We start from the raw sequence: 12751 nt of genomic DNA on the forward strand, positions 1-12751 counted from the left end.
CTGCTCGCCCCCGCCCGCGCCTCCGGGTGCCCCGCAAGCTCCCACATTGTCCCCTCGGTGCCGTGTCGCGCGGCCCAGAGCCCGTGTCGCGTTGTCCAGAGCCGTGCCGCGTTGTCCAGACGGAGGAAAGTTTCGCGTCCGGGACCGGGGGCGACCAGATGCGACCGGGCGTCGAGCTGCGGCTTCCAGCGCCCCTGGGCGGCCGAGAAGGGGCAGAACGGTTCAGAAGGTTTCACAGGAGTGGTGAGACAGCAATACTGTTGAACATGATGGAGTCCGCCACCGACCTGACGGTCGACGAACTGGCCGCCCGCGCCGGCGTCACCGTCCGCACCATCCGCTTCTACAGCACACGCGGCCTGCTGCCGCCGCCGGAGATCGGTCCGCGCAGGGTCGGCCGCTACGGACCGGACCACCTCTCGCGGCTCGCCCTTATCGAGGAGCTCCAGCACCAGGGGCTGACGCTCTCCGCGATCGAACGCTATCTGGAGCAGCTGCCGCCGGATCTGAGCGCCCAGGATCTGGCCATCCACCGGGCACTGGTGGCGAGTTGGATTCCGGACAAAGCGGAGGATGCGACCCGCGACCAGCTGGAGCGGCGGGTCGGCCGGGCACTGACCGAGGAGGATCTGGACCGGCTGGCGGCCATGAGCGTGCTCGTACGAACCGATGACCCGCAGGTCTTCCGGGTCGATCCGGGACTGCTGCACCTGGGCACCCGGCTGCTGGACGTCCCGATCGCGCTGGAGACCATCCTCGCGGCGCGCACCGTCGTCATCGAGCACACCCGCTCGGCGGCCCGGGAGCTCAGCCGGCTCTTCAAGGACGAGGTATGGGATCCCTACCGGGACGGCGGGCCGGACGAGGAGGAGATGGCGCGGATGAAGTCGCTATCGGCCCATATGCAGCCGATGGTGGTGCAGGCACTGGTCACCGCCTTCCAACGGTCGATGAAGCAGGAGCTGCGGGAGTCGTTCGGCAAGGAGGGCGACAGGAACCAGGGGGACCAGGCGTCCCAGGGGTGACGGGGGCGGGCCGTCGGGGCCCGCCCCCATGACCGGTCAGTCGCTGAACTTCTCGCCCTTCTCGGCCTTCTCGACCAGCAGCGCGGACGGCGCGAACCGGTCTCCGTAGGCCGCCTGGAGCTCGCGGGCGCGGGCCACGAATCCGGGCAGGCCGACGAGTTCCTCCCGGCCCGGCCCACCCTGGTAGCCGTTGATGTACTGGATCACGCCGCCGGTCCAGCCGGGGAAGCCGATGCCGAAGATGGAGCCGATGTTGGCGTCGGCGACGGAGGTGAGCACGCCCTCCTCGAAGCAGCGGACGGTGTCCAGTGCCTCGGAGAAGAGCATCCGCTCCTGCATGTCGAGGAACGGGATGGCGGCGTTCTTCTTGGTGAAGTGCTCGCGCAGGCCCGGCCACAGACCGGCACGCCTGCCGTCCTCGCCGTACTCGTAGAAGCCGGCGCCGCCGCTGCGGCCGGGGCGGCCGAATTCGTCGACCATCTGGTCGATCACCGCGTCGGCCGGATGCGGCTGCCAGCTGCCGCCGGACTCCACGACCGCCCGCTTGGTCTCCTCCCGGATCTTGCGCGGCAGGGTGAGCGTCAGCTCGTCCATCAGGGACAGCACCTTGGCCGGGTAGCCGGCCTGGGCCGCGGCCTGCTCGACGGAGACCGGGTCGAGGCCCTCGCCGATCATCGCCACGCCTTCGTTGATGAAGTGGCCGATGACCCGGGAGGTGAAGAAGCCGCGCGAGTCGTTGACGACGATCGGGGTCTTCTTGATCTGGCGCACCAGGTCGAAGGCGCGGGCCAGCGCCTCGTCGCCGGTCCGCTCCCCCTTGATGATCTCCACCAGCGGCATCTTGTCGACCGGCGAGAAGAAGTGCAGTCCGATGAAGTCCTGATCGCGCTCGACGCCTTCGGCCAGCAGCGTGATGGGCAGGGTGGAGGTGTTGGAGCACAGCAGCGCGTCGGGCCCGACGATGTGCTGGATCTCCTTGAACACCTTGTGCTTGAGGGCGACGTCCTCGAAGACCGCCTCGATGACGGCGTCACAGCCCGCGAGGTCCGCAGGCTCGGCGGTGGGCGTGATGCGCGCCAGCAGCTCGTCGCGCTGCTGCTCGGTCGTGCGGCCCCGGGACAGCGCCTTGGCGAGCAGCCCCTCCGCGTACGCCTTGCCCTTCTGCGCCGCGTCCACGGTGATGTCCTTGAGGACGACCTGCATGCCGGCCCTGGCGCAGGAGTAGGCGATGCCGGCGCCCATCATGCCGGCGCCCAGGACTGCGACCTTCTCGACCTTGCGGGGCTCGATGTCCTTGGGCCGGTTGGCGCCGGAGTTGACGGCCTGGAGGTCGAAGAAGAACGCCTGGATCATGTTCTTGGAGATCTGGCCGGTCACCAGCTCGACGAAGTAGCGCGCCTCGATGGTCTGCGCGGTTTCGAAGTCGACCTGGGAGCCCTCCACCGCCGCGGCGAGGATGTTGCGCGGGGCGGGGTACGGGGCACCGTTGAGCTGCTTCTTGAGATTGGCGGGGAACGCCGGGAGGTTGGCCGCGAACTTCGGCTGGGCGGGGGTGCCGCCGGGGATGCGGTAGCCCTTGACGTCCCAGGGCTGCTGGGACTCGGGGTGCTCCTCGACGAAGGCGCGGGCCCTGGCGAGCAGTTCCTCGGGGGTGGCGGCGACCTCGTGGATCAGCCCGGCGTCCTTGGCCCGGGTGGCGTTGTACTGGGTGCCCTGGAGCAGCACCTTCAGCAGTGCGTCGGCGATGCCGAGCAGCCGGACCGTACGGGTGACGCCGCCGGCGGCGGGCAGCAGGCCGAGGGTGACCTCGGGCAGGCCGATCTTGGTGCCGGGGGTGTCGAGGGCGATGCGGTGGTGGCAGGCCAGCGCGATCTCGTAACCGCCGCCCAGCGCAGCGCCGTTGATCGCGGCGACGACGGGCTTGCCGAGGGTCTCGATGCGGCGCAGGTCGCGCTTGATGCCGTTGCCCGACTCGAAGGCCTGCTGGGCGTTCTCGGGGGTGACGGCGATCAGGTCGCGCAGGTCGCCGCCGGCGAAGAAGGTCTTCTTCGCGGAGGTGAAGATGATGCCGCGGATGCTGTCCTTCTCGGCCTCCAGGCGGTCGGCGACCGCGCTGAGGGAGGTCTTGAAGGCGTTGTTCATGGTGTTGGCGGACTGGTCGGGGTCGTCGAGGACCAGGGTGACGATGCCGGTCTCGTCCTGTTCCCAGCGAATGGTCGACAAAGCAGCGGATTCACTCATGGTGCGTACTCCGTGGTGGGTGGGACGAGGGTCAGAGGCGCTCGATGACGGTGGCGATGCCCATACCGCCGCCGACGCAGAGGGTGGCCAGGCCGTAGCGCTTGTCCTGCCGCTCCAGCTCGTCGATCAGGGTGCCGAGGATCATCGCGCCGGTGGCGCCGAGGGGGTGGCCCAGCGCGATGGCGCCGCCGTTGACGTTGACCTTGTCCAGGCTCAGGCCCATGTCCTTGACGAAGCGCAGCACGACGGCGGCGAAGGCCTCGTTGATCTCGACCAGGTCGATGTCGTCGATGGTCAGCCCGGCCTTGGCGAGGGCCTTACGGCTGGCGGGCGCGGGCCCGGTGAGCATGATCGTCGGCTCGGAACCGGAGACCGCGGCGGAGAGGATCCGGGCGCGCGGGGTCAGGCCGTAGCGCTCGCCGACCTCCTTCGAGCCGATGGCGACCAGTGCCGCGCCGTCCACGATGCCGGAGGAGTTGCCGGCGTGGTGGACGTGGTCGATCTTCTCGACCCAGTGGTACTTCTGGAGGGCGACTGCGTCAAAGCCGCCCGCGTCGCCGATGGTGGCGAAGGACGGCTTGAGGCCGGCGAGGGAGTCGGCGGTGGTGCCGGGGCGCATGTGCTCGTCGTGGTCGAGGACGACCAGGCCGTTGCGGTCCCGCACCGGGACGACGGAACGGTCGAAGCGGCCGTCCTTCCATGCCTCGGCGGCGCGCTCCTGGGAGAGCGCGGCGAATTCGTCGACATCCTGGCGGGTGTAGCCCTCGATCGTGGCGATCAGGTCGGCCCCGATGCCCTGCGGGACGAAGCCGGTGTCGAAGTTGGTCATCGGGTCGGCGAACCAGGCGCCGCCGTCGGAGGCCATCGGGACCCGCGACATGGATTCGACGCCGCCCGCCAGGACCAGGTCCTCCCAGCCCGAACGCACCTTGGCGGCGGCCATGTTGACGGCCTCCAGGCCCGAGGCACAGAAGCGGTTCTCCTGTACGCCGGCCACGGTGTCGGGGAGCCCCGCGGCGATCGCCGCGATCCGGGCGATGTCCGAGCCCTGGTCGCCGACGGGTCCGACGACACCGAGCACGATGTCGTCGACGGCGGCCGGGTCGAGGCCGGGGAAGCGGCGGCGCACTTCGTGGATCAGGCCGACGACCAGGTCGATCGGCTTGGTGCCGTGCAGTGCGCCGGTGGCCTTGCCGCGGCCGCGCGGGGTGCGGATCGCGTCGTATACGTACGCTTCGGTACTCAAGTCAACAAGCCTTTCGCATGAGGGTGGAGGCAGGGGCAGCGAGTGGGGGACCGGGGCCGGTCCGGGATCAGCCGAGCAGGGAGCGTCCGATGATCTCCTTCATGATCTCGGTGGTCCCTCCGTAGATCGTCTGGATCCGGCCGTCGGTGAAGGCCTTGGCCACGCGGTATTCCGCCATATAGCCGTAGCCGCCATGGAGTTGCAGACAGCGGTCGGCGACGCGCTTTTGCAGTTCGGTGGCCCACCACTTGGCCATCGAGGCATGCACCGCGTCCAGTTCGCCGGCGGAGTGGTCGGCGATACAGCGGTCGAGGAACGCCCGGGTGACGGCGCACTCGGTGGCCATCTCGGCTATCTCGAAGCGGATGTGCTGGAGCTTGGCCAGCGGCCGTCCGAACGCCTCGCGCTCCTTGACGTACTCGCTGGTGATCTCCAGCAGGTGTTCGGCGCCGGCGATGGCGGCGACGGCGATGCCCATCCGCTCCTGTGCGAGGTGCGTCATCAGATGGATGAAGGCGCCGTTCCGCTGGCCGAGCAGATTCTCCTTGGGGACCCGTACGTCCCGGAAGAACAGCTCGGCGGTGTCCTGCGACTTCTGGCCGATCTTGTCGAGATTGCGGCCTCGTTCGAAGCCCGGCATACCGCGCTCGACGACCAGCAGGCTCAGGCCGTGCGACCCGCCCTCCGGCGTCGTCCTGGCCACCACGATGACCAGGTCGGCGAGGATGCCGTTGGAGATGAAGGTCTTGGAGCCGTTGAGGATCCAGTGGTCGCCCGCATCCTCGGCGTGGGTGCGGATGCCCTGGAGGTCGGAGCCGGCCCCGGGCTCGGTCATCGCGATGGCGGTGATGATCTCGCCGCTACAGAAGCCGGGCAGCCAGCGGCGCTTCTGCTCCTCGGTGCCGAGGGTCGTCAGATAGGGGCCGATGATGTCGTTGTGCAGACCCACGGCCAGTCCGGCTGCGCCCGCCCGGGTGAATTCCTCGGCCAGCACCGCGCTGTAGCGGAAGTCCAGCTGCCCTCCCCCGCCGTACTCCTCGGGGACCGCCGGCCCCAGCAGCCCCTGCTTGCCGGCCGCCCGCCAGGCGTCCCGGCTGACGATGCCGTCCTGCTCCCACTGCTCGTAATGCGGTGTCACTTCCTTGGCGAGGAAGGTCTTCACGACCTTGCGGAAGGCCTCGTGGTCCTCGGTGAAGATCTGGCGCTTCATCTGCGCGGTCATCGTTGCGGGCCCTCCTCGGAGCCGGTTCTTGACGTTCTCGGTGAGCTCGGCGGGCTCGGCGGGCTCGGGCGCCATCGGGTGGGTGAGCCGGACCGTGCCGGGCGGAGCCCCGGGAAGCGGGCCGCCCCGCACCGCGCCGCCCCGCACCGGGCGGAAGGCGGCAGCCTGTTTCCCGGCCTGGCGCGGGCAGCCGCGTACGGGAGCGTGGTGGCGACTTCCATCAGCCGGCTGCGTCCTTCTGCGCCGTGCGGCCCGGGGACTCGTCGGAGCCGGCCGGCGGTGGGGCGAGGAGGCCGGGGACCTGCCAGTCGCGGGCGATCTCCGCGGTGTCCGCGCCGGGCTGCGCGGGGGGTCTGCGCACCGCGCCCGGGGTGCGCGAAAAGCGCGGTGCGGGCGCGGGCTGGGTGAGCCCGCTGTGCTCGACGAAGGTGCCGCGGGCGGCGAGATGCGGATGCTGCGGGGCCTCGCGCAGGGAGAGCACGGGCGCCACACAGGCGTCGGACTCCTCGAAGACCGCCGTCCACTCCTCGCGGGTACGGGTTTTGAAGCGGGCGGCGATGGTGGTGCGCAGCTCGCCCCAGGAGGCGAGGTCGTCACGGCTGGGGGCCTCCTGCCCGATGCCCAGCAGACGGATGAATTCGCCGTAGAACCGCTGCTCCAGCGCGCCGACCGCCATATAGCCGCCATCGGCGGTCTCGTAGGCGCCGTAGAACGGTGCCCCGCCGTCGAAGAGATTGGCACTGCGCCGGTCCTGCCAGCCGCCGGCCGCCAGCATGCCGTGGATCATCGCCGTCAGATGAGCCGTGCCGTCGACGATGGCGGCGTCCACGACCTGGCCCGCTCCGCCCTCGGTGCGGGCGTGCTGGAGGGCGGCGAGGACGCCGATGACGAGGTAGAGGGAGCCGCCGGCGTAGTCACCGAGGAGATTGGCGGGGATAGCGGGCGGGCCGTCGGGCGAGCCGATCATGCCGAGGGCGCCCGTGACGGCGATATAGCCGATGTCGTGTCCGGCGGTGTCGGCGAGCGGGCCCTGCTGCCCCCAGCCCGTCATCCGGCCGTAGACCAGCCGGGGGTTGCGCGCCAGGCACTCCTCGGGCCCCACCCCCAGCCGCTCGGCCACACCGGGGCGGTACCCCTCCACCAGCACATCGGCGCGCTCGACCAGCTCGAGCACCTGCGCCACCCCGTCGGGGCTCTTCAGGTCCACCAGCACGGAGCGTTTGTTGCGGTTGGTGATGTCGCAGGCCGGATCGATGCCCAGCCCCGGGCCTCCGGGCCGGTCGACCCGGACGACATCGGCGCCGAGGTCGGCCAGGAGCATGGCGGCGAACGGTCCGGGGCCGATGCCCGCGAGTTCGACCACCCGCACCCCGCTCAGCGGGCCGTTCCCTGACTCCGTCATCGCGCCCCATGCCTCTCCGCACTGTGACACTTCTGATGTAACACTCGTGATGTTAAGAACGTGTTCCATTTTCCACAAGCCCCCGTGCCAAGTGGCAGCAGCGGAAAAAGCCCGCGTCGGCGATGCTCAACTGTCATCGCCGTCACGGGCCTTTGCGCGCCTGCTGCCGCTGCGCCGCTATCCCCCGTCGAGCTCGGCGATGAGCTTCTTGGGGGCTATGACGCGATAGGACTCCTCCGCCCAGTCGCAGAGCAGCTCGGCCGGCGGAGCACCTTGCTCCGCCAGGGGGACCCGCACCCATCCGGACTTCCCCAGGCCGTAGCCCGCGGGCTCGGCGCCGGGCGAGGTCAGCGCATGGGCATGCGCCTCGGGGTCCTTCAGCTTGAGCGTGACCCCGGGCGGATGGCTGCCGTCGTCGACGCCGAGGAAGACGAAGACCTTCTTGTTGACCTTGATGACGCTCTCGCCCCAGGGGAACTCCTCCACGGCCCCGGGAAGCCCCAGCGCGAACGCGCGCACCTGCTCCCGCACCGCCGTCGGATCCGCCACCTTCGCCATGCGCTCCTCCACGTCCGTCCCCCTGCGGCACCACCTGCGATGCCGCCCGGCGCCACGCTCGTCCCGCGCAGGCCGCCCCACGCATTCCACGCTAACGGCGACCACTGACAACGGCCCGCGGAGCGCCGGACGGCAGGCCGGCCGAGGGACAATGGCCGGCATGTCCGCCCCGCAACTCGCCGCCGCACTGTTCGACTTCCACAGCGGGCAGGGGCTGCGCCAGTTCGCCGAGCTGGCGATAGCGCTGCTGCTGTCCTCACTGATCGGCCTGGAGCGCGAGGCGCGGCAGAAGAGCGCCGGCCTGCGCACGCACACCCTCGTCGGTGTGGGCAGCGCGCTGTTCATGGAGGTATCGGTCCACGGCTTCAACTCGTTGCTGGGCGCGGACGGCGTGGCGCTCGACCCGTCCCGGGTCGCCGCACAGGTCGTCTCGGGCATCGGCTTCATCGGCGGCGGCCTGATATTCGTCAGGAAGGACGCGGTCCGGGGGCTGACGACGGCCGCCACCATCTGGCTGACCTGCGCCATCGGCATGGCCTGCGGCGGTGGACTGCCCCTGCTGGCCCTCGGCGCGACGGCAGTGCACTTCCTCGTCGTCCGCGGCTTCTCGAAGGTGTCGGACCTGATTGCCTCGCGGCCGTCCTACGCCCGTATGGAACTGCGCATCAGCTACCACGCGCAACAGGGCTTGCTGGGGCGGATGTTGGAGATATGCACCGGCAGCGGCTTCCGGGTGACCGAGGTCCAGGTGGAGACCGGCACGGACAGGGCAGGGGCTCCGGCCGAGGTATTGCTCCGTCTGGAGGGGGCCGCGGCCGCACACCCTGTGGTCGAGGCGCTGTCGGAGCCGGCAGGGGTGCGCGGGGTGGCCCTCGGGCGGCACGACGACAGTACGGAGTGAGAACGGCTGCCCCGCCGTGTGAGAACGGCCGCCGCACCGTGTACGAACGGCTTTCGCGCCCTATGCGAACGGCTTTCGCGCTGTCCGGACGGCCCAAGGCCACCCGTGCTGTCCCGGGGGCCGGATATGTCACGGCCCGGCCCACGCCCCATCACCGCCCGATACCCGGTCGCCCGGTGAAGCCCCCTACGCCGAGCCCGGCGACACCTCCCCGGCGGCGGAGCCAGGCGGCGCCTCCACGGGCAGGTCCCCCGCTCCCCCGGCCTGCGGCACGAGGTGGTCGTGGGGCGCCTGACGGTCCACAAGCCGGCCGAGCCGCTGGGGGACATTGCCGCCCACCAGGATGACGACCACGAGCGTCAGCCCGAAGGTGAGCACGGCCAGCGCCCGCCCCAGGGACATGCCTTCGGCCAGATGCGCTCCGAGGACGGGCGCGACCGCCCCGCCCAGGGCCCCGACGTTGTAGACAAAGCCCAGTGAGGCGGCACGGGTGGCCGTCGGGAAGTGGCCGGCAAGGTACTTCGGCAGGATGCCGGAGATGCCCTGGCTCAGCGCGAGCAGCCCGAAGACCAGCACGCCGAGGGCCGGCAGGCTGTCCCGCACCGCGAAGACCGGGAAGACGAAGGCGAGCGAGGCCAGCAGGGTGCAGGCATAGGCCCGGCGGGTACCGAGCCGGTCGCCGACGAAGCCTGCCAGCCAACAGCCCGCCATGGTGCCGAAGCCCGCATAGAACATCACGTCGGTCACCTGCCCCGGGGCATACCCGAGGTCGGTCTTGAGGTAGGTGGGCAGCAGGGCCTGGATCGGCCAGCTGTAGAGGAAGGCGCAGAACACCGTCGCCATCAGGGACACGTACAACAGCCATCCGCGACGGCCGCCGAGCTGCGCGGCGAACGCGATCAGACACAGCGCCGCGACGACGGACAGCGATGGCACGGACCCCGCCCCCACGGGCGTGAAGACGCAGAACAGCGCGGTCGAGGCGACCGCCGCCAGGACCACATTGGCCCAGGCCCGTATGCGGCCGGTGAACAACGGCCGGAAAGGGCTGGGCCGTTCCCCTCCCTCACGGGTGGCGGCGCCGATCTGCTTCTGCCAGTCGCCGGCCTCGGGCAGCGATCTGCGCACCCAGAGGGCGACCAGGACGGGCAGGACACCGATCCAGAACATCCAGCGCCAGCCCCAGTGGGGCACCACCCACTTGTAGAGCTCGGCCGCGAGGACGGTGCCGCCCGCGTAACCGGAGATCAGGAATCCGGAGGCACGGTTGCGCCATCGGGTGGGCCAGCTCTCCAGCACATACGTCACACTGGCGCTGTACTCCCCCGCCATCCCCAGACCGATCACCAGCCGGGCCACGAACAGACTGGTGTAGCCCCAGGCGAAACCGCAGGCGAAAGTACCGAGCGAGTAGAGCAGGATGCTGGTGATCATGGCGGTCCTGCGGCCGTAGCGGTCGCCCATCGCCCCCAGGACGGCACCGCCCAGCCAGCGGGTGATGAAGGCGCCGGAGATCAGCGAAGCGGCGGTGGCGGTGCTCAGATGGAAGTCGTCGGCGATTTCGGTCAGCACGAGCGTGATCAGGACGAAATCGAAGCCGTCGAGGAGATAGCCGATCCAGGCGGCGAACATCGCCTTCCACTGGCCCGGGGTGACTTCCTGCCACCAGTTCCGTGTCCGGTCAGGGGTGCCCGCGGGACGCGTTGTCACGGCTACCCGGCCTCCTCCAGCAGTCGGCGGACGGTTCGGTTCGCGGCGTCGTCGAGGGACGGCCGCGGGAGGCGGCCGGGGCGTTCCAGACATGGGACGTCCTATGTCATCGGTGCCAACGGTGAATCTGGACCGGCTGCGACGCCCTGTCAAGACTGCCTGCACGCTCCCTGTCCCCTACGGGGGTTGGCCAGGGGACCCGCCAGGACCGGACGTTGACGGCACGACAGCGACTGCCTAAGGTCCTGACTCCATGCCCGGTGGGCGGTCGAGAGGACGCGCGATGCGACGGCAGGACACCTCCAAACGGTCCTATGACCTCGTCCTCTACGGTGCGACCGGTTTCGCGGGCGCACTCACCGCCGCCTATCTGGCCGCGCACGTCCCCCAGGGCTGCCGCTGGGCGCTGGCCGGGCGCAGCATCGCCAAACTGGAGCAGTTGCGCGACCGGCTGACGAAGGCCCACCCGGCCTGCGCCGACCTGCCGCTGCTGCGGGCCGACAGCGGCGACCCCGACGCGCTGCGCGCCCTCGCCGCCGATACCCGGGTGCTGGTGACGACCGTCGGCCCGTACCTGATCCATGGGGAACCACTGGTCGCCGCCTGCGCCGCGGCCGGCACCGACTATGTCGACCTGACCGGTGAGCCGGAGTTCATCGACCGGATGTATGTGCGCCACGACGCGACGGCCCGCGCCTCCGGTGCGCGCCTCGTACACGCCGCCGGATTCGACTCCGTCCCGCACGACCTGGGAGTGCTCTTCACAGTAGGGCTCCTCCCCGAAGGCGTCCCCGTACGCATCGATGGTTTCGTACGGACCAATGCGGCGTTCTCCGGCGGCACCCTGGCCTCCGCACTGACCGTCGCATCGCGCCCGGTCGCCATGGCGCGGGCTGCCCGCGAGCGGCAGCGGACCGAACCGCGTCCGGCCGGCCGAACGGTGCGGGCGCCGTTCGGCCCGCCTCTCCGGAGCGGCGAAACGCGCACCTGGGGTGTGCCGTTGCCGACCCTCGACCCGCAGATCATCGCCCGCTCGGCCGCCGCACTGGACCGCTACGGGCCCGACTTCCGCTATCGCCACTACGCGGGCGTCCGGCGGCTGCCGATCGCCATCGGCGGGGCACTGGGGGCCGGGGCCCTGTCCGTACTCGCCCAGGTGCCGTCCGCGCGGCGCTGGTTGTCGCGACGGCTGGAGCCGGGCGACGGGCCGAGCCCCGAGCGGCGTGCGCGCAGCTGGTTCAGGGTGCGGTTCGTCGCCTCCGGCGGCGGCAAACGTGTGATCACCGAGGTCTCGGGCGGTGACCCCGGCTACGACGAGACGGCGAAGATGCTCGCCGAGTCGGCGCTCAGCCTGGCCTTCGACGACCTGCCGGAGACCGCCGGCCAGGTGACGACCGCGGTCGCCATGGGGGACGCGCTGACGGCCCGCCTCCAGGATGCGGGCATCACGTTCCGCGTCGTCCAGGAGTAGCCCCGGCTCCTCGCGCCCCGGCCGCGCGGGTCCGCACCCCGGTTTTGCCGTCAGGCGCTCGCGAGCGCCCTCCGGCACAGCGAGTCCGCGGCCCGGGTCGTCTCCGGAAGCCGGTAGTTCGCCGCCAGGCGGAGCGTATGCGCACAGGCCCGGTCGAGGTCGATGCGGTGCCCGACAGAAACGAAGACCGGCTTGACGCCCTTTTGGGTCCGCAGCGCACGTCCCACCTCCTCGGCGCCGTCCAGTAGAGGCGAGGTGGCGCCGCGGTCCGGCCCGGGAGGTTCATACCGGAAGGTGAAGGGGTTCTTGGCGACGCCGATGGTGGGCAGCCCGGTCAGCACCCCCAGATGGCTGGCGAGCCCGAAGCGGCGCGGGTGCGCCAGCCCGTATCCGTCGCAGACCACGAGGTCAGGGGTGCGGGTGAGACGGGCGAGCGCGTCGAGCACGGTGGGAATCTCGCGGAAGGCGAGCAGTCCGGGGACGTACGGGAAGGAGACCTGCCCGACGGCGATGGCCTCGTCGACGACGGCGCGCGTACGGGCGTCCAGTGCGACGGCGGCAGCGGCGACGACATCACGTGCGTCGTCGTAGGCGACATCCACCCCGACCACGGTGCCCTCGAACCCCGGTTCCGGCCCGGCTTCATCGAGCCGCACACAGGGCCGCAACCGGTCCTGGACCGCGCGTGCCTGGTCTTCGCCGGCCGGCCAGTGCCGCAGTTCGTCGTCGCAGGAGATCGTTCCGGGAGTGTCCATGGTGACCACCACGCTACCGAACCGGTGAACGAGCCCCGGCCGGGCGGATCGGCGCATGGCTCGCTGTCGGTTCGGCTCACGGCTCACGGCTCACGGCTCACGGCTCACGGCTCACGGCTCACTGTCAGTGGTGCTGGGTACCGTGGTGGGACTGAATCCGGACCCGATGACCGTCCAGGCGGTGCCGCCGAGGCGGGTGAGGGCAGGTGACAAGAGGGCA

At 70.7% G+C, this 12751-nt stretch carries 10 protein-coding genes; 3 read left to right on the forward strand and 7 right to left on the reverse strand.

All coding sequences use genetic code 11. The features are described 5' to 3' along the window. Positions 1-266: 266 nt before the first annotated feature. Positions 267-1025: a MerR family transcriptional regulator gene (locus IF67_RS0108835; RefSeq protein ID WP_199812701.1), complete on the forward strand. Its 759-nt coding sequence runs from the start codon at positions 267-269 to the stop codon at positions 1023-1025. A gap of 36 nt (positions 1026-1061) precedes the next feature. On the opposite strand, the gene IF67_RS0108840 is transcribed toward IF67_RS0108835, so the two are convergent. The 5 genes from IF67_RS0108840 to IF67_RS0108860 form a co-directional block, all read right to left on the reverse strand. Further along, complete coding sequence (locus IF67_RS0108840) at positions 1062-3266, reverse strand: 3-hydroxyacyl-CoA dehydrogenase NAD-binding domain-containing protein (RefSeq protein ID WP_030983830.1); 2205 nt, start codon at positions 3264-3266, stop codon at positions 1062-1064. 31 nt (positions 3267-3297) lie between these two features. Continuing rightward, positions 3298-4512, reverse strand: coding sequence for an acetyl-CoA C-acetyltransferase (locus IF67_RS0108845; protein WP_030983832.1), 1215 nt, complete (start codon positions 4510-4512; stop codon positions 3298-3300). Positions 4513-4579: 67 nt separating this feature from the next. After that, complete coding sequence (locus IF67_RS0108850) at positions 4580-5722, reverse strand: acyl-CoA dehydrogenase family protein (RefSeq protein WP_030983833.1); 1143 nt, start codon at positions 5720-5722, stop codon at positions 4580-4582. Positions 5723-5954: 232 nt separating this feature from the next. Further along, on the reverse strand, positions 5955-7136 hold the full coding sequence (locus IF67_RS0108855) for a CaiB/BaiF CoA transferase family protein (protein ID WP_078889349.1): 1182 nt from the start codon (positions 7134-7136) through the stop codon (positions 5955-5957). A 177-nt stretch (positions 7137-7313) separates the two neighbouring features. After that, positions 7314-7694, reverse strand: a complete 381-nt coding sequence (locus IF67_RS0108860; RefSeq protein ID WP_030983838.1) for an MmcQ/YjbR family DNA-binding protein — start codon at positions 7692-7694, stop codon at positions 7314-7316. Between the two features lie 151 nt (positions 7695-7845). On the opposite strand from IF67_RS0108860, the gene IF67_RS0108865 reads away from it, so the two are divergent. Continuing rightward, positions 7846-8595: an MgtC/SapB family protein gene (locus tag IF67_RS0108865; RefSeq protein WP_420708619.1), complete on the forward strand. Its 750-nt coding sequence runs from the start codon at positions 7846-7848 to the stop codon at positions 8593-8595. Positions 8596-8781: 186 nt separating this feature from the next. On the opposite strand, the gene IF67_RS0108870 is transcribed toward IF67_RS0108865, so the two are convergent. Further along, a complete protein-coding gene (locus IF67_RS0108870) occupies positions 8782-10305 on the reverse strand; it encodes a sialate:H+ symport family MFS transporter (RefSeq protein ID WP_037839050.1) in 1524 nt (507 codons plus the stop codon). A 283-nt stretch (positions 10306-10588) separates the two neighbouring features. Here IF67_RS0108870 and IF67_RS0108875 point away from each other — a divergent pair, with 283 nt between their 5' ends. After that, on the forward strand, positions 10589-11776 hold the full coding sequence (locus IF67_RS0108875) for a saccharopine dehydrogenase family protein (RefSeq protein WP_030983842.1): 1188 nt from the start codon (positions 10589-10591) through the stop codon (positions 11774-11776). Between the two features lie 50 nt (positions 11777-11826). Here the strand turns inward: IF67_RS0108875 and IF67_RS0108880 are convergent, their stop codons facing one another. Beyond that, positions 11827-12531: an endonuclease V gene (locus IF67_RS0108880; protein ID WP_037839075.1), complete on the reverse strand. Its 705-nt coding sequence runs from the start codon at positions 12529-12531 to the stop codon at positions 11827-11829. Between the last annotated feature and the right edge of the window lie 220 nt (positions 12532-12751).

Source organism: Streptomyces sp. NRRL S-1813 (assembly GCF_000719605.1).
Lineage (GTDB): Bacteria > Actinomycetota > Actinomycetes > Streptomycetales > Streptomycetaceae > Streptomyces > Streptomyces decoyicus.

Excerpts from the sequence above, each read along its gene's own strand:
- IF67_RS0108835 (WP_199812701.1), top strand. The coding sequence starts at position 267 with ATGATGGAGTCCGCCACCGACCTGACGGTCGACGAACTGGCCGCCCGC.
- IF67_RS0108840 (WP_030983830.1), bottom strand. The coding sequence starts at position 3,266 with ATGAGTGAATCCGCTGCTTTGTCGACCATTCGCTGGGAACAGGACGAG.
- IF67_RS0108850 (WP_030983833.1), bottom strand. The coding sequence starts at position 5,722 with ATGAAGCGCCAGATCTTCACCGAGGACCACGAGGCCTTCCGCAAGGTC.
- IF67_RS0108855 (WP_078889349.1), bottom strand. The coding sequence starts at position 7,136 with ATGACGGAGTCAGGGAACGGCCCGCTGAGCGGGGTGCGGGTGGTCGAA.
- IF67_RS0108860 (WP_030983838.1), bottom strand. The coding sequence starts at position 7,694 with ATGGCGAAGGTGGCGGATCCGACGGCGGTGCGGGAGCAGGTGCGCGCG.
- IF67_RS0108865 (WP_420708619.1), top strand. The coding sequence starts at position 7,846 with ATGGCCGGCATGTCCGCCCCGCAACTCGCCGCCGCACTGTTCGACTTC.
- IF67_RS0108875 (WP_030983842.1), top strand. The coding sequence starts at position 10,589 with ATGCGACGGCAGGACACCTCCAAACGGTCCTATGACCTCGTCCTCTAC.
- IF67_RS0108880 (WP_037839075.1), bottom strand. The coding sequence starts at position 12,531 with ATGGACACTCCCGGAACGATCTCCTGCGACGACGAACTGCGGCACTGG.